The following is a 22848-nucleotide window of genomic DNA, read 5'->3' as shown; positions in this document are numbered from 1 at the left end:
GCGAAAATGCCGGCATTTTCGCCGACCGATCCCCGCCATGCCGGGCTCTACCGGTTGGAGGCGGCCGCATCGGCCCTCTATGACAGCGACGATTATGCGCTGTCCATGTCGCAGCAGACCCGCGACGCGTGGATGCGGCTGCATGACGCAGCGCTCAAGATCCGGACCAATGGACATCCGCATCCACTGGCGGGCGTCGCGCTCGTCACGCTGGCGTCCATGGACCAGCTGGACGGCAGAAATACCGACGCGTTGCGTCGATCGGACGAGGCGCTGGTCCTGCTCGCGCCATTTGCGGATGCCTATCCGATCGCCTGGATGCAAGGGCGGTCAGTCAAGGGCTATGCGCAAATGGCGCTGGGCGATGTATCGGGCGGCGCTGAAACCCTGGCGCAGGCGAGCCGCACCATGGACGGCTATGTCGCCAGCCTGCCCCCTGAAGGGATCGACCGGGACGTCCATATGCTGCGGTCCAACATCGCCTTCATCCATGCGCAGGCATTGATGCGGCTGGGCCGGAACGCCGAAGCGGTGGTGGCGCAGAAAGCGTGCATGGACGCACGCATCGCGGCGGTGGGGCCGAATAGCGCGGATGCGATCGGCGCCTACTATACCTATGCCCAGATGCTTCAGCGCGCCGACCGGGTCGAGGAGGCCGAACATTATGCGCGGCTGGCGGTGGATGTCGCAACCGACCATGTCGACCGCAAGCATCCCAATTACGCCCGGGCGCTGGAGGCGCTCGGCCTGCTGCTGTCACGCACCGGACGGCGCGCCGAGAGCCTGGATTATCTGCAGCGCGCCATCGCCATCAAGCGTGAGACGGTGGGAACCGACAGCCTGTATTTCCATTTCGCCCTGCAAAATCTGGGTTCCGTGCTGTTGGCGATGGAGCGCTATGCCGACGCCGAGCCGCTGTTCATGGAGGCAGAGCGCGGCTTCCGAGCGTTGGAAGGCGAGAACAGCCCACAGTCGGCGCGCGCGCTGGCCTGGGCCGGCGCGGCAAGTCTGGCCGAAGGTCACCGCGACGACGCGATCGATCGCCTGAGCAAAGCCATCAGCCGGGTGCAGGCCGGGTCCGACAAGGACAGGGATATCGGCCAGCGCGCCTATCCCTACCTGATCGCCGCACTGATCGAGGCGAAGCGGATGGATGAGGCGCACAGCGCCGCCGCCGCCTATGCCAGGGAAAGCGCGCAACTCGACAATGCCCCCGCGCTGCCGCTGGCGCTGGCGGCGATGGTGCTGGCGCGCACCAATCCGGGAGGCGGAGACATCAGTGAAAGCGCTCACCGGCTCGTTGCGGTGGTGCGCGCCGATGCAGCGGTCAACAATGACGGCGAACTCAATGAGGAACAGCGGCTGGCGCTCGACATCGCGTTGGGAACGGCAGCAGAGATCCAGGATGGCGAGCTGGCGCTCAATGCCATGGCGATCATGGCAGCGTCGCGCATCGCCCATGCCAATCGGCTGGTCGCGCAAAGACTGGTCGAGGATCCAGCGTTGGCCGGCCGGGTGCGGACATTGCAGGATTTCGGCAGAGTGCTTGAGCGGGCGGATCGCGATGTGTTGAAAGCGCTGGCGGTCGATAGCGGTGTTGCAGAAGCCCGAGATCGCCACGCGGCTGCCGCCGCTGACGTGGCGGCAGAGCAGAGCGCGATCGCCCGCGATTTTCCCCGCTGGGCGGAGGCGCGCGGTGTTGAGCATCCCGACCTGCCCGCGCTGCGCCGCGACCTGGGCAGGAATGAGGCCTATCTGGCGGTCATGCCGGCCTTCAGCGGCGTCTACATGCTGGCGATCAGCGACACCGCCCTTCGGATCGAGCGGGCTGGCATGAGCAGGGCCGATCTGATCGCGCTGGTTGGCCGGCTGCGCGACACGCTGTCGCCGGAGGAATTTGACGGACAGGCGGCCTATCAACTGCATGAGCAGATACTGACGCCAGGGATCAAAAGCATCCTTGCCAAAACGCGATCCTTGCGGATCGTGCCGACCGGAGCCTTCGCCTCCGTGCCATTCGCGATGCTGCCGCAAAAGCCGGTAACGACGGCGCGGCGCGACACGCCTTGGCTGATCCGCCGCTTCGCGCTGACCGTGCAGCCAGGCTTCCTCAGCGCCCCTGCGCCGACGCGACAAACAGCGATGAAGTATCAACGCTTCCTGGGCATTGGCGCCCCCGCTTTCGCCGACGCAGCGTTGATGCCGGCGACCAAGGCCGGCGGACCTTTTCGCAGCGGAAACGCTGCGACGCTGTCGGCGCTGCCGGCCCTGCCCGGATCATCGGCGGAATTGCAGGCGGTGGCCGCCCGGTTCGGCCCGGCGCGCGCGACCCTGCTGACAGGCGGTCAAGCGAGCGAGAGTGCGCTGCGACGGATCGACCTGACATCCTATGGCGTCATGCTGTTCGCGACGCACGGACTGGTCAGCGGCGAGATGGAGGGGCTGACTGAGCCGGCGCTGTTGCTTTCCCCTGGTGAAGGCGACGACGGGCTGCTGACAGCGTCGGAAGTGGCGACGATGCGGATCGGCGCGGACTGGGTGATCCTGTCCGCCTGCAACACGGCAGCGGGTGAGACGGCGCAGGCGCCCGCCTATTCTGGCCTGGCGCAGGCGTTCCGCTATGCCGGTGCGGGCGCGCTGCTGGTATCGCACTGGCCGGTGCGGGACGATGCCAGCGCCTTCGTCACGCTGGAAACGGTGAAGGGCGCGGACCGTGGGCTGCCGCGCGCGGTGGCGTTGCAGAAAGCGATGCTCAAGCTGATGCAATCCGGGCGACCGGATGCGGCCCAGCCCTATATCTGGGCGCCGTTCATCCTGATCGGACGCTGAGCGGTCAAAGCGCCTCCAGCGCTGCGCTCGCTTCCATCCAGACCTCCTCGGCCGCTTCCAGCTTCTTTTCGACCGCAGCGCGCTTTACCATCAGTTCGCTGGTGGTCATCTTCGCTTCCGCGCCGGTCGCCGCCTTGGGATCGAACAGCGCCTGGTCGATGCGGCTGCGTTCGGCGGCAAGCGCCGCCATTTCCCTTTCCGCCTTGCTGACCGCGTTCTTCGCCGCCTTCTGCTTTTCGCGCCACTGGGCCGCTTCGCGCTTTTCCGCCTTGCGGTCGACCTTGGGCGCGTCGCCACCCCCTGCCCCATCCGCGCCATTGCCGTCGGATTTGCGCAGGATGATGTCGGTATAATCGTCGAGGCTGCCATCGAATGGCTGGGCCGTGCCATTGTCCACCAACACCAGCCGGTCGGCGACCAGTTCGATCATGTGCCGGTCGTGGGACACGATCACCACCGCGCCCGAATATTCGTTGAGCGCCTGCACCAGCGCTTCGCGGCTGTCGACGTCGAGGTGGTTGGTCGGTTCGTCGAGGATCAACAAGTGCGGCGCGTCGCGGGTGATGAGCGCAAGCGCCAGCCGCGCCCGCTCGCCGCCCGACATGCTCCCGACCTTCTGCGTCGCGCGCTCGCCCGAAAAGCCGAAGCGGCCGAGCTGGGCGCGCACCGCGCCGGGCGTCGCCCCCTTCATCACGCGGGTCATATGTTCGAGCGGGGTGTCGGTGATGTCGAGTTCCTCCACCTGATATTGGGTGAAGTAGCCGACATTCATCTTGGCCGAACTTTGCATCGTCCCTTCCATCGGGGCGAGCTGCGCGGCGATGAGGCGGGCGAGCGTGGTCTTGCCATTGCCGTTGCGGCCGAGCAGCGCCAGCCGGTCGTCGGGGTCGATGCGCAGATTCACCCGGCGCAGAACCGGCGTGTCGGTATAGCCGACCGACGCCATGTCCATGGTTATGAGCGGCGGGCGCAGTTCGGGCGGGCTGGGAAAGCCGAAATGCAGCGTCGGATCCTCGATCGCGGCGGCGATAGGCTGCATCCTGGCCAGCGCCTTGGCGCGGGACTGCGCCTGCTTGGCGGTCGAGGCGCGGGCCGAGTTGCGCGCGACATAGTCCTGGAGTTTCTCGCGCTCGGCCTGCTGCTTGGCGCGCGCCGCTTCCTGTTGGGCGAGCCGTTCGGCGCGCTGCCGCTCGAACGCGTCATAGCCGCCGGGGTAGAGCGTGACCTTCCCCCCTTCCAGATGGAGGATATAATCGACGACATTGTTCAAAAGGTCGCGTTCATGGCTAATGACGACCACGGTGCCGCGATAGCTTTTGAGGAAATTTTCGAGCCAGAGCGTGGCTTCGAGGTCGAGGTGATTGGACGGTTCGTCGAGCAGCAGCAGATCGGGATTGGAAAAGAGGAGCGCGGCCAGCGCCACGCGCATTTTCCAGCCGCCCGAATAGCTGTCGAGCGGGCGGCCCTGCATTTCCTCGTCGAAACCCAGGCCCACGAGGATGCGGGCGGCGCGGGCCGGCGCTGTATAGGCGTCGATCGCGGTCAGCCGCTCATAGATATGGCCGAGGCGATCGGGATCCTCGGTCGTTTCGCTTTCGGCCATCAGCGCGGCCCGCTCGGTATCGGCGGCAAGCACGGTGTCGAAGGGCGTAGCAGTGCCCGAAGGCGCTTCCTGCGCGATATAGCCGAGCCGCGTGTCGCGCGGCATGTCGCACGAGCCTTCGTCCGGGTCGATCTGGCCGATCATCACCTTCATCAGCGTCGATTTGCCCGCGCCGTTGCGGCCGATGAGGCCCACGCGGCTGCGCGGCGGCAGCGCGGCGGCGGCGCGATCGAGAATGGTGCGGCCGCCCAGGCGCACGGTGATGGCATTGAGGTTCAGCATGGCGCGCGGCCTAGAGCATTTTGCGCGACGCGAAAATGCCGCGCTGCGATTTTGTTGGCGCGTGGCGATAAGTCCGCACCGGTTGCCGGAGGCGACGCGCCGGCGGGCGTTTTGCAAGGCCGAGCGGCTTTGCGAAGTTCACACCGTCGCAGCCCGCATGCAAAGCTGCCAAACGGACCGGTGGCGTCGATTTCGCAATAGGAAAATTTCTGCAAAGTCCCGCGCGCCGATGCGAAGGGCGGCGCGGGGTGTTGGAGGCGCGGACGATGGAAGGAGCCGGGGGGATGATGGCATGGCAGGGGGAGTGTAGGACAGGGGTGATGGGCAGGTGTGGTATGTTTGGTGGCGACCAGACCCGGTCATTTAAATCTCGTTGTGCGAACATCTGCTCCTGACAGAAGCTACCGATGGATCGCTGCGATGCAGGCCGTCAGAAGGCGCCCTATCTTCCGGTCGTCAGTCGCTCGACAGCTTCGTCCTCACGATGGCAAATGGTCAGATCCAGAAGGGCGGAGAGGATAAGATTGTCGCCCAGATTTGCCTGACAGCATCCCAGGAAGCCCCGGCGCGTGCAGACGATCAAGGTAGAGGCGGCTTATCTCCCGCACACTAAAGTCGTTCATGGCCTTTTGGGAAACATCGAACACAGCAGCATGAGATGCGCGGCACCTAGTGCATCGTCCTAATCCTCAGAGAGCTTGCTCAGTATAGAAGCAGACTCCTTTATCAAAAACGCTACGTCTGGACTCACATCTCCCTTAGTATCTCGAAAAGAGATAGCTCGGCGACGAACATCTCTCAACATATCTAAAAACAAAGATTGTTGGCTTTCATTCCATTTATCAAAGTGACGCCCTGCAACGCCCACATATTCTCGACTGGTTTTAAACGGATAGTGCCTATTATTGTCTGCTAAAATTTGCTTCGAAAGACGATCGTTGGCCGCATAGAAAAGATCAAACGCCTTTGCGCTATCGGTTTCCGCGACGGCTTTCTTCATCTCAAATCTGGAATAGTAGTTATCTATTCTCTTGAGCATCGGATTTTTTTTCTTTTTTTCTCTCTCGTAGGCGTTGTCAAATGCTCTCTGCGCTTCCGGAAGGTCATTATAGGAAGTGCTCGCGATGCCGAGTTGCAGCCAGTAATCCGCGTTATTGACTGTATTACCAACGGATCTAATCTTGTTATAGTAGTCGATAACCATCCGATGATTGCTATTTCCGCTAAGCATTTGATCAACCGAACGGAAGCGCATCAACTCAATGCGCAAGTCGGCGAGATGGGGATCGTAGTCCTCCCCCTCATAGGCCGCCTTGTACATCGAGTGCAGACAATCAACGATGTCGGTATCGCTTACAAAGGCTTTAAGAATGTGCGAACTAAGCAAACCTGATCGCGGCGCTAGCTCATCACCCCTGATACTTATGAAGTTTGCAAACTGCTCTTCATAGACCCGGAATGTTCTCCTTATCGAATCTATATTATAGAAATTTTGCCAATCATTTATTTCAAATTTAAATCCAAGTGCGTTCACTATAAAGGCGCTTACGAAGATCAATAGCGCCTTTCTGTCGTACGTCAGCGGGGTCAACAATCTCCTAATCTCGACTTGGACTTTCTCCGACTTTATCACTTCGAGGAGCGCTCGGTACAGCGATCCGCGCATATCAGTGCGCAACGAAGAAATCTTGCCGGCCTTGCTAAGGCCAGATCTCTCACCCCACAGGCCGGCAAAATTTATCAGGTCGGAAAAATTCTCTAAATCTGGATCTTCAATGATGTGCAAATGGCACTCGACAGATGGGCCAAATCCCGCTGCGTTTTCAATAACCCCCGCAAGAAGATCGTGAGAAATTGTCTTCTCGGTCAAGATCATTTTGTGTGTGGGCTGCCGGCGACTAGCATAAGCCTTAACTTCGTCAATGAACGATCCGTAACCATCGAAAATAACACATACTGGTTTTTCGCGGGCGGCTAGCTTTTCTAAATCCATTATTAGCTGGGGGCCATGGCTCGCTATATAAACTTCATACCCTGATCCAATGAGATTTTTAGCTGCTAAAAGGCAAGCGCAACTTTTTCCTGAAGCTAACTCTCCATGGATAAATAGATCTCTGCCTTTGCCCGCATTAATAGAGCCCAATGCCGACGAAAGTTGAGACCGGCCGCCCAGATATTGAACACCGTCTATTGGCTCTTCGGAAAGCAGGAACTCCCTCTCTGCGACCTGTCCGTAGACCAACTGCCTAAAAACAGACGTGGCAGCCGGATATTCGTGATTGAAATCAACGGCGGCTATCTGACGAAGTTCGTTAAAAACCGCATTTGTTACCGGAGTGTAGGAATCGGATACCCTTTTAAATCGGTCATGCAGGTCGTCGAAGCCACCGGTTCTTACCGCTCCGTATGCCGAAAGTGTATCAATATCGACTTCATCGGTATCGGGCGAGACATAGATAAGAGTGCGATCGCGCACGTCAGGATCAGAAATGAGAAGCTTAACGATATCAAGATCAGACATGCTATAGCCCAGAAAGATTATACTTCTGGAAGTCCTGATATCAACGAGGAACTGCCTCGCCCAAGGTGAGTTAGAAAATTCGTTGATCGAATAGCTAGTATCGGTCAGAACTGCATCTTCGTCGAAAGATGCTGGCTTGATGGAGCCAATATATCCGTTGAGATGGCATATTGATCCCTGCGGGGCCGACATTGGATCATCGCTTAACGTGAAGGCCGACACGATAGCTTCTCCGCGACGCGACAATTCGATAGCATCGTCGTAGTTAGTGGTATAAATTCGTTGCCATGGTGCTCGATATATTGACTGCAAACGCGGGTCGACTTCGTTCACCGAGAGCGTCTTTTTCAGCAGCGCAAGAATGTGATCGGGGCCAAGCTTTTTTATGGCGTGCTGCGCGATACGTTGCAGACTATGCCGGCCCGGCGGGATGCCGACTTCCCGGTGCAGTATGTCTGCAAGCGCTTTGCCGTTTGGAAGGGTGCTTTGATCCGCAGCCTTCGATAGGAATCCTACGCCCGAGCCAACGAACAGCATAGCCGTTCCATCGAGAACGTGGCGAAGGGCCTCGTCCGAACGGTCATTGTCGTGCACATTGCATTGCATTAGCCACCCCCAGTTTCACGAGGCTAATAGGATTATCGGCTGAGATCAATTGCAGGCGGTACGCCGGCTGTAGAACGAACCATCTGGTGATCGGGTCGGCAAGAGCGGCGTCGCAGGAGACTTGTGTATGCGAAGCACCATCCTTGGCAAGGATATTGTCAAGTTTACGAGGGTTGGGCGAAGTCGTACAAGCTTTGCCGCACCTAACGTCCAATGGCGGCTTCTGACAAAAGCCGACTTTCAAAACTCCGTGCGGGAACGTCGGAAATGTCCCGAACCAAGTCATTGACGAAACGTCTCATTGTCGCATTGGCAGAACCGCTGTCGACCGGAAATCAGGGAGCTTGATCCCCCCTCACCCCTGCCCGAACAGCTTCGTGCCGGCGACGCCTATGACGATCATCGCCATGAAACCGGCCTGGACCAGGCTCACCTTGTCGCCGAAGAGGATCATGCCGCCGATGATGACGCCGACCGCGCCCAGGCCGGTCCAGATAGCGTAGGCCGTGCCGGCGGGAATGGCGCGCATGGCGAGCGCGAGGAGGGCCATGTTGAGGAAGCTCAGGGCGATGGGGACGATCGACGCCTGCCAACTGGCGATGGTCGCGGCCCATTTGAGGCTCAAGGCCCAGCAGATTTCGGTGAAGACGGCAATGCCCAGGATCAGCCACGCCATGCGTGTCCCTCTTTCTCTCTCGCGGGCTCGGGAAAGCGACGACAAGCCGGCGGAAACCCGGAAGAGGCGGCTGTCGAAGGGGGTGGTGGACGCACTAGGGCTCGAACCTAGGACCCGCTGATTAAGAGTCAGCTGCTCTACCAACTGAGCTATGCGTCCACACTGGCCTGTCTGTTTTCCGCCCTTCGCGAAAGGAAAGGCGACCGCACCGGCCGGTGCAGTGGTGGACAGGGCTGGATTCGAACCAGCGTACGGGAAACCCGGGCAGATTTACAGTCTGCTGCCTTTAACCACTCGGCCACCTGTCCAGTGCCCTGCACGTCGAAGAAAGGCTTCCCCGCCGCGCTGGAGGCGGCCTAATGGCGAATGGAGGCTTGCCTGTCAATGGCCTGATGTGAAAAGAGCGAAGCCATGAAAAAGACGCATCGTTCCGCCAAGCCCAAGGGCGCCTTCCCCCGCTTCTATGGCCGCCACGCCGTGACCGCGGCGCTCGCCAACCCCAACCGCACCGTGCGCAAGATATGGGGCACGCGCGAGGCGCTGGGCGCGCTCGACCTGCCGCCGGTGCTGCCCATCGTCTATTCTGACGTCGCCGACATGGGGCGGATGGTGCCGTCCGACGCGCCGCATCAAGGCATCGTGGCGGAAGTCGAGCCGCTGGACGATGTCTGGCTGGGCGATGTGCTGGAAGAGGGGCAGGACGATAAAAGGCCGATCCTGGTGCTCGATCAGGTGACGGACCCGCATAATGTGGGCGCGATCCTGCGGTCGGCGGCCGCGTTCGACGCGCTGTGCATCGTGACGCAGGACAGGCATGCGCCGCCCGAATCCGGGGTGCTGGCGCGGGCGGCTTCGGGCGCGCTGGAGATCGTGCCGTGGGTGCGGGTGGTGAACCTGGCCCGGGCGCTGGATGAGATCGCCGAAGCGGGCTATTGGCGCATCGGCCTGGACGGCGAGGCGGACACGACGATCGGCGAGGCGATCGGCCAGTCGCGCGTGGCGCTGGTGCTGGGGGCCGAAGGCGAAGGGCTGCGCCACAATAGCATCGCCCATTGCGACATCATCGCCAAGTTGCCGATCAGCCCGCGCATGGAGAGCCTCAACGTGTCCAATGCAGCGGCGATCGCGCTCTATGCGGCGACCAACCGCCAGGACGGGTAAGGCAAGAGGGGGACAAGGGCATGCGGGGGCTGGTTCGGATCGCAGGCGCACTGGCGGGACTGCTGACGCTGTCGGCATGCCTGGTGACGCCGGGCCGGTTCGAATCCAGCCTCGACATCCGCGCCGACCGCCGCTTCGCCTTTGCCTATAAGGGCGAGATACTGGCGTCGGACATGACCCCGGCGGGATGGACCGGCGGCGATCGGGACGCGGATTCGCCGGACGACGAGACGGCCGAGCCGACGCTGTTGCCCGTAGCGGCGCAGGCGCAGGAGGATTTCAGCGCGGATGGCGCGGACGATGACGATGCGCAGATGCAGGCGATCGCCGCTGCTCTGCTGCGTGAAAAAGGGTTCCGGTCCGCCCGCTATCTGGGCGACCATAAATTCGAGATCGACTATGCGGTGAGCGGGCGGCTGGACCACGCCTTCCTGTTCCCGTTCAATATCGACGCGCAGATCATATTGCCGTTCGTCGCGGTGGAATTGCGCGGCGACGAGCGGGTGCGCGTGAAAGCGCCGGGCTTTGCGACCGGATTCGACAAGAGCCAGGGACCAGGCGGTCTGGGCGGCGCGGGGGACAAGGCGGCCAAGGCGCTGAACGGGCGCTTCACGCTGACCACCGACGCGCAGATCATCAGCCAGAATCAGGAAGAGGGCGCGCAGGACGCGCCGGAGGGCAAGCGCATCGTCTGGACGGTGACGCCGCTGACCAGCGATGCGCCGATGGCGACGCTGCGCCTAGCCCCCTGAGAAGCGATCAGTCCTCCGGCGCGATGGTGACGCGCAGGCCGTCCAGTGCGTCGCTTAATACGACCTGGCAGGACAGGCGGCTGGCGTCGGTGCGATGGTCGGAACTGTCGAGCAGGTCATTTTCATCTTCGCTCATCGCCGGCAATGCGTCGGCAAAAGCGGGATCGACATAGACATGGCAGGTCGCGCAGGAACAGCAACCCCCGCACAGCGCCAGCAATTCGTCAAAGCCATTGTCGCGGATGACTTCCATCACCGACAGGCCCTTGTCGCCATCGACAGACTGTTCCTCACCCGCACGGTTGACCACGATCAGTTTCGGCATCTATCCAGTCCCCTAGAATTTTCTTCGCCGCTGTGGCGGAGGGACGCCGCGAAATCAAGGGCGCGCTGGACGCAAAGATGGTGACTACGGCAGAACAGATGCGCGAAAGCCTGGACGTGATCGCGGCGCTGGAGCCCGGTTTTGCCGCGGCGATCGCGCGGGTCGGCTATCCCCCGCCGCGGGTGCGTACGCCCGGCTATGAGACATTGTTGCGCACGATCGTGGGGCAGCAGGTGAGCGTTGCGTCGGCCGCCGCCGTCTGGCGCAAGCTGGAGGCCGAACTGGGCGAAGGCTGCGCGCCGCAAGCGCTGCTGGCGCGCGATTTCGACGCGCTGCGGGCGTGTGGCCTGTCGAGGCAGAAGCAGGGCTATGCCCGCAGCCTGGCCGAGCTGGTGGTGTCGGGTGGCATCGACCTGCACGCCCTGCCTTCCGATGACGAGGAGGCGATCGCCCAGCTGGTGCAGATCAAGGGCATTGGCCGCTGGTCGGCGGAAATCTACCTGCTGTTCGCCGAAGGCCGCCCCGACATCTGGCCGGCGGGCGACCTGGCGGTGCAAATCGAAATCGGGCGCATCCTGGGTCTGCCCGAACGGCCGAGCGAAGCGTTGACCCGACAGGTGGCCGAGGGTTGGCGCCCGCATCGCGGCGCGGCGGCGATCATGGCCTGGCATCATTATAACACCGAGGTATTGTGAACCCATGACCCTGCCCCACGCCCGTTATATCGTCCTGCAGCATGAGGGCGTCTGGAAGATCAACCTCGACAATAAATATTATGGCCCCTTCCCCACCCAGGCGCAGGCCGTCGAAAGCGCGAGCGGCACCGCGCGCAAGGCGGCGGACGCGGGTTATCCTGCGTCAGTGCTGGTGATGACGGGCACGGATTTCGAAACGGTGTGGACCAGCGTTCAGCCGTGAACCGAATGTTCAGCCCGATGACCCATTTTGAGCGTGCAGCGGGAACCATAAACATGATCGCGCTGTTGTTTCGCTCCAAGGGTGTCGTCGGATAGCAGAATGCGCAAAAAAGTTCTCATCGTTGAAGACGAGATATTCGTCGCTTTGGAGATCGAGCAGATCGTGGAGGATGCCGGCTTTGGCGTCGGCGCGATCGCGGCTGACCGCGCCGCCGCCCTGGCGCATGCGCGGGATTGCGATATCGCCCTGGTGGACCTCAATTTGCGCGATGGCCCGACAGGCCCCCAGATCGGCATGGAGCTGGCCAGCCAGCATGGGGTGCGCGTCATCTATGTCACCGCCAACCCCGCACAGATCGGCGAGGCAGCCGTGGCGGCGCTCGGCGTCATCACCAAACCGTTTCGGCCCCAAAGCATTGCTGCGGCGCTTGAACTTGCGGCGGCCGAGCAGCCGGAGATCATGGCGGCGGAAATTGCCGGCTTTACGCCTTTTCCGCCACCCGGCTCATGGAACGGGATGGAATCCAGAGGGTAAGACACAGACCGTCGGAGCGCCAGTCGCGCTCAAGCCGGCCGCCCAGCTGACGTTCGACGCTTAGCGTCATCAGCCGACTGCCGAACCCTTCCGTATTCGCAGGCGCCGTTACCGGGCCGCCCTGTTCGCGCCATTCCAGCCGCACATCGTCCCCTTCGCGGGCTATGTGAAGATGCACGCGACCGTCAGCCACCGACAAGGCGCCATATTTGGCGGCATTGGTGGCAAGTTCGTGGAAGAGAAGCGCAAGCGGGGTGGCGGACCGGTCGTCGATCGCGGGATCATCGCCCGACAGCAGGATGCGCGATCCGTCGATGTTGCGATAGGGCGCGAAAATCTGGTCCAGCACGCCCCATAAATGCCCCTGCCCCTGACCGGCGCGCGGCGCCGATTCAGCACTGTGCGGTCGCACGAAATCATGGGCGCGGCCCAGCGCCAGGATACGATCGCGCAGATCATCGGCGATGGGTCGGATGGTCGGGTGTTCGCGAGCGGACAGACCGACAAGGCCCGCAATCACCGAGAAAATATTCTTGATCCGATGGGACAATTCATGCGCGATCAGTTCGCGCTCTTCCATCATCAGCCTTTGTTCGTGGATGTCGGTGCAGGTGCCGATCCAGCGAATGATCTGACCTTTGGAATTGCGGATCGGCAGGGCGCGGCCCAAGGTCCAGCGATACTGGCCGCTATGATGGCGGAGCCGATATTCGATTTCATAGGGCTGGCCGGTTTCCAGGCTCTTGCGCCACCTGTCCCAGGCGGCGTCCTGATCGTCGGCGTGAAACATGCCACTCCAGGCGGCGCCATCCGTCGATCCGACAGGCACGCCAGTATATTCATACCAGCGGGCGTTGTAATAGTCATGATAGCCGTCAGGGAGCGTTGACCAGACCATTTGCGGCATGGTGTCCGCAAGCGTCCGGAACATCCGGTCGCTGTCGGCAACGGCGGCGGCGTCCAGACGCTGCTGGGCGATCATGTCGCGATCGCGCCGGCGCCCCTCCAGTTCCATCATCACCTGACGCGCCAGCAGTTCCAGCCCTTCGCGTTGGAGCGGTGTCAGGTCCGCGCGTGGCGCCGTATCGATGACGCAGAGCGCGCCGAGCGGCTCGCCATCCCGCCCGATCAGCGGAGCGCCTGCGTAGAAGCGGATATGTGGATGACCGGTAACCAGCGCATTGTCCGCAAAACGCGGATCGGCAGCGGCATCGGGTACGATGAAAATCTGTTCGCCCAGCATCGCAAGTGCGCAAAAGGATACGTCGCGCGGCGTTTCCTGCGCGTCCAGCCCGACCCGCGCGAGGAATCGCTGCCGCACATCTTCGACGATGCTGACCAGAGAAATGGGAGCGTCGCAGAGATGCGCCGCGAACGCGGTGATATCGTCCAGCGTCCGGAAGCCTCCGGCATCCAGGTCATACAGCGCCAACAGCGCTCCGCGATCGGTGGTCAGCCCGGCGTCAACCATCGCCGACGCGTTCGATATCCGCGCCGACCGCCGAAAGTTTCTCCTCCAACCGCTCATAGCCGCGATCAAGATGGTAGACGCGGTTGACGCGCGTTTCCCCCTGCGCCGCCAAGCCGGCGAGGATGAGGCTCATCGAGGCGCGCAGGTCGGTTGCCATCACCGGCGCGCCGACCAGTTGCGATACGCCGCGCACCACCGCGGTGCGCCCGTTGACCGCAATATCCGCGCCCATGCGCGCCAGTTCGGGCACGTGCATGTAGCGATTTTCGAAGATTGTTTCGGTCAGCACCGACGCCCCGTCCGCCAGCGTCAGCATCGCCATGAACTGCGCCTGCATATCGGTCGGGAAGGCGGGGAATGGCGCGGTCGAAAGCGTCAGCGGCCGCAGCTTGCCATCGGAGGATATGCGGATGCCCTGCTTGTGCGCGTCGACCTGGACCCCGGCATCGCGCAGCCCCGCCAGAATGGCGTGCATGTCGTCGGCATTGGCGCCGATCAGATCCAGCGACCCGCCAGTGATCGCCACGGCGCAGGCATAGCTTCCCGCCTCGATCCGGTCGGGCATGACGCTGTAAGTCGCGCCATGCAGACGCGGACGGCCCTGGATGACCAGCCGATCGCTGCCAATGCCTTCGATCTCCGCCCCCATGGCGACGAGAAGATTGCACAGATCGACGATTTCCGGTTCGCGGGCGGCATTTTCGAGCGTGCATTCACCCTTGGCCAGGACCGCCGCCATGACTGCATTTTCCGTGGCGCCGACCGACACCACGGGAAAGGTATACATGCCCCCCGGCAGGCCGCCATCGGGCGCGCTGGCGCGGACATAGCCCGCGGCCAGTTCGATCTTCGCACCCAGAGCCTCGAGCGCCTTCAGATGCAGGTCGATCGGGCGGTTGCCGATCGCGCAGCCGCCCGGCAGCGACACCCGCGCTTCGCCGGCGCGCGCGAGCAGCGGCCCCAGCACGAGGATCGACGCGCGCATCTTGCGCACGATATCGTAGGGCGCTTCGGTCGACGTGACCCGCCCGGCGCGCAGCGTCATGACACGGCCGAAATCTTCGGGCCGCGCCCCTTCGATCATCGTCGAAACGCCGAGTTGGTTGAGCAGATGGCCAAAGCTGTCGACATCCGCCAGGCGCGGCAGGTTGCGCAATGTCAGCGGCTCATCCGTCAGCAGCGCGCAGGGCAACAGCGTCAAGGCGGCATTTTTCGCGCCGGAAATAGGAAGGCGGCCGTTCAGCGCGTTGCCGCCGCGAATATCAATGCGGTCCATTCCGCAGGGTTAATAGCGGCAAACGCGCCATGTGCAAGGCAACTGAGACGGCGCGATGAGCCTGCCTCATGAACCGCGGAAGGAAATTTTCGAACGCGCTCGGGAATTGATCGAGTTTAGTGCAGAAGCTGAAAATGCAGCCAAAAGGCGCTCAAGGCGTTTTGCCATCGTAACGACTATTTTTTACAAGAAGGTGTGTTGGTGGCAGAAAGCTGTTTTGCAGAGCAGTTGTCGCGCCATTTGCCCTTGACCGACGCGGAACAGGCGGCATTGGCGAGGCTGGAGGAAAATCCGCGCAAGGTGAAGCGCGGAGCGGTCATCCAGCGGGTCAACGATCCGATTACGGAGTTATTCGTGTTGCGCGAAGGGCGGGTGATGAGTTTCGTCATCCTGCCCGATGGCAGCCGGCAGATATTGCGCGTCTATTTTCCGGGCGACTTTATCGGATCGGCCAGCACCATCTATACGCGTGCGCCGGAATCATTGGTGGCGGTGTCGGATTCGGTGATCTGCCCGTTCGACAAACATGCGCTGCGCCGCCTGCTGGAAGAGCATCCGCGCGTCGCGGCGCTCCTGTTCCTGCTGTCCAATGCCGAGCGCGTGTCGATGACCGACCGGCTGGCGTCGCTGGGCCGCACGTCCGCCAAGGCGCGGGTCGCGGCGTTCCTGCTCGACATGTTCCATCGGCTGCGCGTCACCGACGACAGTATCGAGGATAGTTTCGATTTGAAGCTGACCCAGGAAGAGATCGGTGATTCGATCGGTCTGACATCCGTCCATGTGAACCGCATGATTCGGCAGATGGAGCAGGAAGGCCTGATCAGCCGCACCAATGGCCGGTTCCGGATGCTGGACATGGAGCGGCTGGAGGATATCGGCCATTATACCAATCGACACAGGGACATGGACCTGGATTGGCTGCCGGTCGGCTGACGACAACAGGACCGCTTTCAGGCGAGCAGTTCGACATCCCAGTAGAGCCAGTCGTGCCAGCTTTCATGTAGATAGCCCGGCGGAAAGCCACGACCATGTTCCTGAAGCTGCCAACTGGTCGGGCGGATCGGCTGCACATGCAATTGCATATGCGCTTCCTTGGGCGTGCGGCCGCCTTTTTTGAGGTTGCAGGGCGAACAGGCGGTGGCGACATTTTCCCATGTCGTGCGGCCGCCCGCGCGGCGCGGCACGACATGGTCGAAGGTGAGGTCGCTGGTCGCACCGCAATATTGGCAGGCGAACTTGTCGCGCAGGAACAGGTTGAACCGGGTGAAGGCGGGATGTTCGGACGGCTTCACATATTGTTTGAGCGCGATGACCGACGGGATCTTCATCTGAAGACTGGGGCTATGCACCTCTCGCTCATAGGAGGAGACGATATCGACCCGTTCCAGAAACACCGCCTTGATCGCCGTCTGCCAGGGCCAGAGGCTTAACGGATAATAGCTGAGCGGCGTATAGTCCGCATTCAAAACCAGCGCCGGACAATTTTCCGGATGTCGTATCAGGTCGGGATGGTACATAGAAAAACGTCTACCCCCTTGCCGAAGCCGCTGATCCACCAGCAACATGACGCGCACATGACAGCATTAACGAATATTGTTCGTCAAGAGCCAGTATGACACGGCCTGTCGCACCACAGCATATGGTGACGCGCTTCGCGCCAAGCCCGACGGGGCGGCTGCATGTCGGTCATGGCTGGTCCGCGTTGATGGCGATGGACCTGGCGCGCGGCGCTGGCGGGACGATGCGCCTGCGGATCGAGGATATCGACGGCACGCGCAGCCGGCCCGAGCATGTAGCGGGCATTATCGAGGACCTGCGCTGGCTGGGCGTGGAATGGAACGGCGACATCCTGTTCCAGTCGCAACGGATCGGCCATTATATGGCGGCGCTGGATCGGTTGCGGGACATGGGCCTGCTCTACCCCTGTTTCTGCACCCGCGCCGACATTCAGGCCAGCCTGACCGCACCGCACGGGCCGGAGGGGCCGGTCTATCCCGGCACCTGCCGCGCGCTGGGCGCGGAGGAGCAGACGCACAGAATCGCGGCAGGAAAGGCGCATGCATGGCGGATCGACATGGCGCAAGCGACGGCGCGCGCGGGGCCGCTGTGCTGGCATGCCTTTGGCGCGGAGGGCGGCGAGGTCATTGCGGCCAATCCGGCGGTCCATGGCGATGTGGTGCTGGCGCGCAAGGATGCGCCGGCCAGCTATCATCTGTCCTGCACGCTGGACGATGCGGCGATGGGTGTGACCCATGTCCTGCGCGGTGCTGATTTGCGCCATGCGACGGACATTCACCGGCTGCTCCAGGCGGTGCTGGACCTCCCCTCCCCCGCTTATCGCCATCACCCGTTGCTGGTGGACGCGCAGGGCCGGCGGCTGGCCAAGCGCAGCGGATCCCTGTCGCTGGCGCAACTGCGGACGCAGGGCATCGACCCGCGCGTTCTGGCTGCCGACCTGCGTGCGGGGCGCTTTCCGGTTGGCATCAGCGGCGGAAAAGCATAGGCTGCGTCCATGAATACGGTCCTTGTCATCGCCCTCATCCTCGCCATGATCGCGACGCTGGTCGCTCTGATCCGGGGGGTTATTGCCTTCCTCCAGACCACCAAGGAGGATCTGAACGCGCCCGAAGGCAGCGGCCCCAGCCCCGCGCGCCTCAAGCAGAACCGGATGATGATGAATCGCGTCCTGTTCCAGGCGGCCGCGATCATCATCGTCGCGATCCTGTTGATGGCCAAGGGGCATGGCTGAACGCAGGGCCCGAACGCCATGGTGAAGCTGAACAAAATCTACACGCGCACGGGCGATGGCGGCACCACCGGGCTGGCGGATGGAACGCGGTTGCCCAAATATGCCCCGCGCATGCAGGCCGTGGGCGATGTCGATGAGGCCAATAGCGCGATCGGCCTTGCCATCGTCGCCATGGACGCACGGCCCGAGGCCCAGTGGCTGACCACCATCCAGAATGACCTGTTCGATCTGGGCGCGGACCTGGCGACGCCCATCCCGGAGGGCGACGACGAACCCTGGGCGCTGCGGATCGTGGCGAGCCAAGTCGCGCGGCTGGAGGCCGAAATCGACCTTATGAACGCCGAATTGGCACCGCTCGACAGCTTCGTGCTGCCGGGCGGGTCGGCGGCCGCCGCCGCCGTCCATCTGGCGCGCGCGATCACCCGCCGGGCCGAACGCAGCGCCATGGCCGCCGCTGCCGATGTCGCGCTCAACCCCCAGGCGCTGGCCTATCTCAATCGCTTGTCCGACCTGCTGTTCGTGCTAGCCAGGCGGTTGAACGACAATGGCGCAGACGACGTCAAATGGGTTCCCGGCGCCTCGCGCTGACCGGGCGCCAGTCCACCGGACTCAGGCAGGCAACGGGTTGCCGCATCCGCTGCGATTAACCCTCTTTCTTCAAAGAGCCTTCAGACTCCGCGCAGATGTCTCCTTGCGGTCATATCACGGGATCGCTCATGCAATTCTATCTTGCCACCTCCTTCATATTCCCGCGCTCATTGCGCCTGCGCCTGTTCGCCGTCTGCTTCGTCGCCACCCACCTCCCCCTGCTCTGTTATATCGGGTGGGGCGCGGCCACCGGGCGGTTGGCGCTGGCCGAAGTGGTCATGCTGACGCTGGCGACGGTCGCCGGCACCGGCCTGGCCCTTTACGGGATCGGCGCGCTGCTGAGCCCGATCCACACGCTGGCCGAAGCCCTGAACGCGCAGCCCGACGATGGCAAGTCGCTGCCGCAGGTCGGGGACGTCATCGCCAATCTCTACGCCGGGGTGCAGCGCGCGGCTGCGACGACGCAGGCCCATATGAACGACCTGGCGATCGCCGCGAACGAAGACCCGCTGACCGGCGTCGCCAACCGGCGCGGCTTCCTGGCGCAGATCGATGCGCTGCCGGCCGGGCTGCGCAAGGGCTGCATCGCGCTCATCGACATCGATTTCTTCAAACAGGTCAACGACATCAAGGGGCATGACGAAGGCGACCGGGTGCTGGCGGCCTTTGCCGACCGGCTGGCGTCGCATGTGCGCCGCGCCGACCTGGTGGCGCGCTGGGGCGGCGAGGAATTCGCCATTTTCTTTCGCGATGCGGCGGACGATGAGGCCAGTTGGGCGCTGGCGCGCATTGCCCAACAGATGCGGCGCGAGCCGATCGGGCGGGTCAATGGCCGCATCATCAGTTTTTCCGCAGGCTTGAGCCGCTGGTCGGGGGGGCCGGTGGAAGAGGCGCTGGCGGCGGCCGACGCCGCTCTTTACGATGCCAAGCAGGCCGGACGCGACCGCGTGTGCCGCGCCGCGGCCCCAGATGCGGTCCCCTGCCCCTAAGGGAAGGGGAACCGTTACGCCTTCCATGCGCTTTTCCACCTTGGAGCGGAACAAACGTACGGAAGGGGCATGAATGGCCAGAAGCTGGGGCGATGCCCGCCAGAATGATCTGGTGACGCGATACCGCGACGTTCGACATATTACGCAGACCATCGCCGCGCCGCTGTCGGATGCCGACGCAACCGTCCAGTCCATGCCGGACGCGTCACCGGCAAAATGGCATCTGGCGCACGTCACCTGGTTCTTCGAAACCTTCGTGTTGCGCGATCATGCTCCGCGCTATCGCCCGTTCGACCAGCGCTATGCCTATCTGTTCAACAGCTATTATGAGGCCGAAGGGCCGCGCCATGCCCGCCCGATGCGCGGCATGCTGACCCGTCCTGCGCTCAGCGACATCATGGCCTATCGCGCCCATGTGGACGCGGAAATGGAAGCCATATTGCCCAATCTGTCGCCCGCCGCCCAGCAGCTGGTGACATTGGGCCTGCATCATGAACAGCAGCACCAGGAATTGATGCTGACGGACCTGCTGCATCTTTTCTCGCTCAATCCGCTGGAACCGGCGCTGTTCGAATCACGCAGCGCGAATGCGGTCGATCTGCCCGGTCCGTTGCACTGGATCGAAGGGCGGGAAGGACTGACGGAAATCGGCGACGACGGGCGCACCGGCTTTGCATTCGATTGCGAAGGACCGCGCCACCGCGCGCTGCTGCATCCCCATGCGCTGGCGCATCGTCCGATCACCAATGGCGAATGGGTCGCCTTCATCGAGGATGGGGGCTATGAAACGCCCTCGCTCTGGCTGTCGGACGGTTGGGCCTGGGTGCAGAAGGAGACCGTGAAGGCACCGCTTTACTGGCAGCAAGGCGAACAGGGCTGGACCCGTTTCGGTCTCGACGGCCGGCAGCCGGTCAACCCGGCCGCGCCGGTAACGCATATCAGCCTGTATGAAGCCGACGCCTATGCCAGTTGGGCGGGCGCGCGCCTGCCCACCGAAGCAGAGTGGGAAAGCGCGGCGCAGAATATCGCACCGGGCGGCGGCAACCAGTTTGACGGGTCCACCTGCCCCCGTCCCTATCCTGCCGCCCCCACCGATACGTTGAAGCAGATGTTCGGCGACGTATGGGAATGGACCGGCAGCGCCTATCGGCCGCATCCCGGTTTCCGCGCCGCAGGCGGTGCTGTGGGCGAATATAATGGCAAGTTCATGTCGGGCCAGTTCGTGCTGAAGGGTGGCAGTTGCGCGACTCCGCGCGGCCATATGCGGGCCAGTTACCGCAATTTCTTTTACCCCCACCAACGCTGGCAGTTCACCGGGCTGCGGCTGGCAAAGGATCTGTGACGATGCTGCTGACCGAGGATGCCCCCGCCCGAACGCAGAGGATCGACCCGGCTTTTCGCCGGGATATATTGGAGGGGCTGGGACACGAACCCAAATCGACGCCGCCGATCTGGTTCTATGACCGGCGCGGGTCGGAATTGTTCGAGCAGATTACCGACTTGCCCGAATATTATCCAACGCGCACCGAAACCGCTTTGCTCAAGGCGCATGGCCCGGACGTGGCGCGCGCAGCGGGCGCGGGTCGCGCGGTGGTGGAATTTGGCGCGGGCAGTTCACGCAAGACCCCCTATCTGTTGCGCGCAATTGACCCGGCCGCCTATGTGCCGATCGATATCAGCGGCGATTTCCTGCGTGACAGCAGCGCTGAACTGGCGCGCGCTTTCCCGCAATTGCCGGTCCTGCCGGTGGTGGGCGATTTCAACCAGCCGCTCGACCTGCCGAAGGAAATAAGCAGCATGCCGCGCCTGGGTTTTTTCCCCGGCTCCACGATCGGCAATATGGAGCCAGGAGCGGCGGTCGACCTGCTGCGCGCGATGCGGCGCTTGCTGGGCGAGGACGCGATGCTGCTGATCGGCATGGACCGGATCAAGGATCGCGACCGGCTGATCGCCGCCTATGACGATGCGCAGGGGGTTACGGCGGCATTCAACCTCAACCTGATCGAGCGGATCAACCGGGAGCTGGACGGCGACATGCCGATTGACGGCTTTGCCCATCGCGCGGTCTGGAATGATGAGAAGGCGCGGATCGAAATGCATCTGGAAGCGGTGCGACCGCTCAATTTCCAGGTCGCGGGCGCGCGCTTTCACATGGAGCGTGGCGAGACCATCCACACCGAAAGCAGCCATAAATATGGCACACGCGACCAGCGGGTGCTACTGCGCGCGGGCGGCTGGGACCCAGCGGACGAGTGGACAGATGCTGAGGGCCTGTTCGGGCTGGTGCTGGCGCAGGCGGCCTGACCTCCCTGCCGGTCCCGTTCAGTCCGTTGCGCGGAGTAGGTCGCACAGATCGGCAAGGCTTGGCAACACATGCGCGCAGGCCAGCGTCAGTTCCTCGGTGGGGGGCAGCAGGTCGGGCACCATGACGGTGGCGATCCCCGCCGCCGTCGCCGAGCGGACGCCGGCATGGCTGTCCTCCACCGCGACGCAATGCGCAGGGTCGATGCCCAGGCGGCGGGCGGCAAGCAGGTAGGGTTCGGGATCGGGCTTTGGCCGTTCCACATCGCTGCGCGTCACGATGACATCGAAATAATGGATCAGGCCGCTGCGTTCCAGCCGCTGCTGCGCGAAGGGCGCGGCGGTGGACGTGGCGAGCGCCATCGGGATGCCGGCGCGCGCCAGATGATCGAGCAACAGGTCCGCGCCGGGACGAAGCGGAATGCCGGCATCCTCCGCCGCCTCGAACAACGCGTCACTGTCGGCATAAAATTGCGCGAGTGGGAAGTCCGGGCCAAGCCGCTCTGCCAGAACCCGCTGATTTTCATCGCGATGGATGCCGACCATCGACAGCAACAGTTCCTCCCCAAGCGGCCAGCCCAGCGCATGGCCGGTATCGACAAAGGCCCGGCGATGCGCGGCTTCCGTATCGATCAGCGTGCCATCCATATCGAAGATAACGGCCCGGACCGGATCCGGGAGGGTCATAGAAGGTGCGGGCGCGGTCAGGATGTCGGAAGCCATGTCTGACATATAGGCGCGACCCGTGTCGCCGCCATTGCAAAGAGCGCAGCGGTGATTGTCAATCGCTGACCCGCGCCGACCAGGTCCTGATCCAGTGCCAGGCGCCGCGGCATTCGCCCATGCTGGTCGCTTCGGTCAGGCGGAAGCGCGATCCGTCCCAGACATAGGTTTCGCTGCCGCCGCAATCGCCGATGCCGCGGCCCTTGGCAAAGCTCGACAATTCCGACTTTTCCGGCACCCATCCGGCGTTGACCAGCATCGGCTTGGCTTCTTCCTCGCTCCAGCCGGGTTTATAATCGAAGGGCGCGAAATGAAAGGCGCGACGCCCCGCGATGCCGGTGGCGATCACGGGTATGGTCGTGAAATTATAGGCACCGCTGCCACAGGGGACGAGGATCAACGTCTCCGTCCTGGACAGACGATGGAGTTCGGGCGGTTCGGCGTCGCGCATCTCGTCCGCGCAGCCAGTGAACGTGCCAAGAGCGGTTCTTTCCTCCCGCCACAGCGCGATGGGCGCGCCGCCAGTGGGAACCGGCGCGCGCTT

General features: G+C 62.9%; 22 protein-coding genes and 2 tRNA genes. 13 read left to right on the top strand and 11 right to left on the bottom strand.

Features of this window, described 5'->3' with window-relative positions:
* Positions 1–2829 (top strand): CHAT domain-containing protein (locus tag B2V90_RS22525; RefSeq protein WP_414711639.1); only part of this gene is annotated, 2829 nt, incomplete at its 5' end.
* A 4-nt stretch (positions 2830–2833) separates the two neighbouring features.
* On the opposite strand, the gene B2V90_RS22520 is transcribed toward B2V90_RS22525, so the two are convergent.
* The 5 genes from B2V90_RS22520 to B2V90_RS22500 all read right to left on the bottom strand — a co-directional run bounded on the left by B2V90_RS22520 (position 2834) and on the right by B2V90_RS22500 (position 8825).
* Complete coding sequence (locus B2V90_RS22520) at positions 2834–4714, bottom strand: ABC-F family ATP-binding cassette domain-containing protein (RefSeq protein ID WP_228223108.1); 1881 nt, start codon at positions 4712–4714, stop codon at positions 2834–2836.
* Between the two features lie 682 nt (positions 4715–5396).
* Complete coding sequence (locus B2V90_RS22515; protein ID WP_228223107.1) at positions 5397–7829, bottom strand: SIR2 family protein; 2433 nt, start codon at positions 7827–7829, stop codon at positions 5397–5399.
* A gap of 367 nt (positions 7830–8196) precedes the next feature.
* On the bottom strand, positions 8197–8517 hold the full coding sequence (locus B2V90_RS22510; RefSeq protein ID WP_228223106.1) for a DMT family transporter: 321 nt from the start codon (positions 8515–8517) through the stop codon (positions 8197–8199).
* 83 nt (positions 8518–8600) lie between these two features.
* A tRNA-Lys gene (locus tag B2V90_RS22505) sits at positions 8601–8676 on the bottom strand.
* Between the two features lie 62 nt (positions 8677–8738).
* Positions 8739–8825 (bottom strand) — tRNA-Tyr (locus B2V90_RS22500).
* Positions 8826–8928: 103 nt separating this feature from the next.
* Between B2V90_RS22500 and rlmB the strand changes: the two genes are divergently transcribed.
* Together rlmB and B2V90_RS22490 are read left to right on the top strand one after the other, a co-directional pair.
* Positions 8929–9678 (top strand): 23S rRNA (guanosine(2251)-2'-O)-methyltransferase RlmB, encoded by a 750-nt coding sequence (gene rlmB / locus B2V90_RS22495; RefSeq protein WP_009822693.1) that lies wholly within the window; start codon positions 8929–8931, stop codon positions 9676–9678.
* 20 nt (positions 9679–9698) lie between these two features.
* Entirely contained in the window at positions 9699–10430 is a 732-nt protein-coding gene (locus B2V90_RS22490) for a hypothetical protein (RefSeq protein WP_228220896.1), read from the top strand.
* 7 nt (positions 10431–10437) lie between these two features.
* Here the strand turns inward: B2V90_RS22490 and B2V90_RS22485 are convergent, their stop codons facing one another.
* On the bottom strand, positions 10438–10755 hold the full coding sequence (locus tag B2V90_RS22485) for a 2Fe-2S iron-sulfur cluster-binding protein (RefSeq protein WP_009822695.1): 318 nt from the start codon (positions 10753–10755) through the stop codon (positions 10438–10440).
* 77 nt (positions 10756–10832) lie between these two features.
* On the opposite strand from B2V90_RS22485, the gene B2V90_RS22480 reads away from it, so the two are divergent.
* The 3 genes from B2V90_RS22480 to B2V90_RS22470 all read left to right on the top strand — a co-directional run bounded on the left by B2V90_RS22480 (position 10833) and on the right by B2V90_RS22470 (position 12207).
* Positions 10833–11450 carry a DNA-3-methyladenine glycosylase family protein gene (locus B2V90_RS22480; protein ID WP_228221079.1) on the top strand — a complete coding sequence of 206 codons (618 nt, stop codon included), beginning with the start codon at positions 10833–10835 and terminating at the stop codon, positions 11448–11450.
* Positions 11451–11454: 4 nt separating this feature from the next.
* Positions 11455–11673: a DUF2188 domain-containing protein gene (locus tag B2V90_RS22475; protein ID WP_228220897.1), complete on the top strand. Its 219-nt coding sequence runs from the start codon at positions 11455–11457 to the stop codon at positions 11671–11673.
* An 81-nt stretch (positions 11674–11754) separates the two neighbouring features.
* Positions 11755–12207 carry a response regulator gene (locus tag B2V90_RS22470; protein WP_228220898.1) on the top strand — a complete coding sequence of 151 codons (453 nt, stop codon included), beginning with the start codon at positions 11755–11757 and terminating at the stop codon, positions 12205–12207.
* Here the strand turns inward: B2V90_RS22470 and B2V90_RS22465 are convergent.
* On the bottom strand, positions 12155–13678 hold the full coding sequence (locus B2V90_RS22465) for a PAS domain-containing protein (protein ID WP_228220899.1): 1524 nt from the start codon (positions 13676–13678) through the stop codon (positions 12155–12157). The genes B2V90_RS22470 and B2V90_RS22465 overlap by 53 nt on opposite strands.
* Positions 13671–14954: a UDP-N-acetylglucosamine 1-carboxyvinyltransferase gene (gene murA / locus B2V90_RS22460; RefSeq protein ID WP_009822701.1), complete on the bottom strand. Its 1284-nt coding sequence runs from the start codon at positions 14952–14954 to the stop codon at positions 13671–13673. The genes B2V90_RS22465 and murA overlap by 8 nt, the downstream gene beginning before the upstream one ends.
* A 198-nt stretch (positions 14955–15152) precedes the next feature.
* Here murA and B2V90_RS22455 point away from each other — a divergent pair, with 198 nt between their 5' ends.
* Positions 15153–15887: a Crp/Fnr family transcriptional regulator gene (locus tag B2V90_RS22455; protein WP_037543522.1), complete on the top strand. Its 735-nt coding sequence runs from the start codon at positions 15153–15155 to the stop codon at positions 15885–15887.
* A gap of 17 nt (positions 15888–15904) precedes the next feature.
* Here B2V90_RS22455 and B2V90_RS22450 read toward each other — a convergent pair whose 3' ends face one another.
* A complete protein-coding gene (locus tag B2V90_RS22450) occupies positions 15905–16471 on the bottom strand; it encodes an HNH endonuclease (RefSeq protein WP_009822703.1) in 567 nt (188 codons plus the stop codon).
* Positions 16472–16566: 95 nt separating this feature from the next.
* On the opposite strand from B2V90_RS22450, the gene gluQRS reads away from it, so the two are divergent.
* The 6 genes from gluQRS to egtD all read left to right on the top strand — a co-directional run bounded on the left by gluQRS (position 16567) and on the right by egtD (position 21584).
* Positions 16567–17457, top strand: coding sequence for a tRNA glutamyl-Q(34) synthetase GluQRS (gene gluQRS, locus B2V90_RS22445; RefSeq protein WP_293923170.1), 891 nt, complete (start codon positions 16567–16569; stop codon positions 17455–17457).
* A gap of 9 nt (positions 17458–17466) precedes the next feature.
* The gene (locus tag B2V90_RS22440; protein ID WP_009822705.1) at positions 17467–17703 is read left to right on the top strand and encodes a twin transmembrane helix small protein; all 237 of its coding nucleotides are present in this window, start codon (positions 17467–17469) and stop codon (positions 17701–17703) included.
* Positions 17704–17721: 18 nt separating this feature from the next.
* Positions 17722–18291, top strand: coding sequence for a cob(I)yrinic acid a,c-diamide adenosyltransferase (locus B2V90_RS22435; RefSeq protein WP_228220901.1), 570 nt, complete (start codon positions 17722–17724; stop codon positions 18289–18291).
* A gap of 128 nt (positions 18292–18419) precedes the next feature.
* The gene (locus B2V90_RS22430) at positions 18420–19280 is read left to right on the top strand and encodes a GGDEF domain-containing protein (RefSeq protein ID WP_009822707.1); all 861 of its coding nucleotides are present in this window, start codon (positions 18420–18422) and stop codon (positions 19278–19280) included.
* Between the two features lie 73 nt (positions 19281–19353).
* Complete coding sequence (gene egtB / locus B2V90_RS22425) at positions 19354–20622, top strand: ergothioneine biosynthesis protein EgtB (RefSeq protein ID WP_228220902.1); 1269 nt, start codon at positions 19354–19356, stop codon at positions 20620–20622.
* Positions 20623–20624: 2 nt separating this feature from the next.
* The gene (gene egtD / locus B2V90_RS22420; protein ID WP_228220903.1) at positions 20625–21584 is read left to right on the top strand and encodes an L-histidine N(alpha)-methyltransferase; all 960 of its coding nucleotides are present in this window, start codon (positions 20625–20627) and stop codon (positions 21582–21584) included.
* Positions 21585–21602: 18 nt separating this feature from the next.
* Here egtD and B2V90_RS22415 read toward each other — a convergent pair whose 3' ends face one another.
* Both B2V90_RS22415 and B2V90_RS22410 read right to left on the bottom strand, forming a co-directional pair.
* Complete coding sequence (locus B2V90_RS22415) at positions 21603–22268, bottom strand: HAD family hydrolase (protein WP_414711638.1); 666 nt, start codon at positions 22266–22268, stop codon at positions 21603–21605.
* Positions 22269–22362: 94 nt separating this feature from the next.
* Positions 22363–22848, bottom strand: a 486-nt coding sequence (locus tag B2V90_RS22410) for a DUF1176 domain-containing protein (protein WP_293923167.1), incomplete at its 5' end; no start/stop codon positions are given.

It is taken from the genome of Sphingobium sp. UBA5915, assembly GCF_002431195.1.
Lineage (GTDB): Bacteria > Pseudomonadota > Alphaproteobacteria > Sphingomonadales > Sphingomonadaceae > Sphingobium > Sphingobium soli.
Note: the sequence above shows the minus strand (reverse complement) of the source record. Positions and strands in the feature narration are given on the sequence as shown.

Coding starts and splice junctions, on each gene's coding strand:
- B2V90_RS22480 (WP_228221079.1), top strand. CDS start 10,833: ATGGTGACTACGGCAGAACAGATGCGCGAAAGCCTGGACGTGATCGCG.
- B2V90_RS22475 (WP_228220897.1), top strand. CDS start 11,455: ATGACCCTGCCCCACGCCCGTTATATCGTCCTGCAGCATGAGGGCGTC.
- B2V90_RS22440 (WP_009822705.1), top strand. CDS start 17,467: ATGAATACGGTCCTTGTCATCGCCCTCATCCTCGCCATGATCGCGACG.
- egtB (WP_228220902.1), top strand. CDS start 19,354: ATGGCCAGAAGCTGGGGCGATGCCCGCCAGAATGATCTGGTGACGCGA.
- egtD (WP_228220903.1), top strand. CDS start 20,625: ATGCTGCTGACCGAGGATGCCCCCGCCCGAACGCAGAGGATCGACCCG.
- B2V90_RS22490 (WP_228220896.1), top strand. CDS start 9,699: ATGCGGGGGCTGGTTCGGATCGCAGGCGCACTGGCGGGACTGCTGACG.
- B2V90_RS22520 (WP_228223108.1), bottom strand. CDS start 4,714: ATGCTGAACCTCAATGCCATCACCGTGCGCCTGGGCGGCCGCACCATT.
- murA (WP_009822701.1), bottom strand. CDS start 14,954: ATGGACCGCATTGATATTCGCGGCGGCAACGCGCTGAACGGCCGCCTT.
- B2V90_RS22485 (WP_009822695.1), bottom strand. CDS start 10,755: ATGCCGAAACTGATCGTGGTCAACCGTGCGGGTGAGGAACAGTCTGTC.
- B2V90_RS22435 (WP_228220901.1), top strand. CDS start 17,722: ATGGTGAAGCTGAACAAAATCTACACGCGCACGGGCGATGGCGGCACC.
- B2V90_RS22465 (WP_228220899.1), bottom strand. CDS start 13,678: ATGGTTGACGCCGGGCTGACCACCGATCGCGGAGCGCTGTTGGCGCTG.
- B2V90_RS22510 (WP_228223106.1), bottom strand. CDS start 8,517: ATGGCGTGGCTGATCCTGGGCATTGCCGTCTTCACCGAAATCTGCTGG.
- gluQRS (WP_293923170.1), top strand. CDS start 16,567: ATGACACGGCCTGTCGCACCACAGCATATGGTGACGCGCTTCGCGCCA.
- B2V90_RS22430 (WP_009822707.1), top strand. CDS start 18,420: ATGCAATTCTATCTTGCCACCTCCTTCATATTCCCGCGCTCATTGCGC.
- B2V90_RS22450 (WP_009822703.1), bottom strand. CDS start 16,471: ATGTACCATCCCGACCTGATACGACATCCGGAAAATTGTCCGGCGCTG.
- rlmB (WP_009822693.1), top strand. CDS start 8,929: ATGAAAAAGACGCATCGTTCCGCCAAGCCCAAGGGCGCCTTCCCCCGC.
- B2V90_RS22415 (WP_414711638.1), bottom strand. CDS start 22,268: ATGACCCTCCCGGATCCGGTCCGGGCCGTTATCTTCGATATGGATGGC.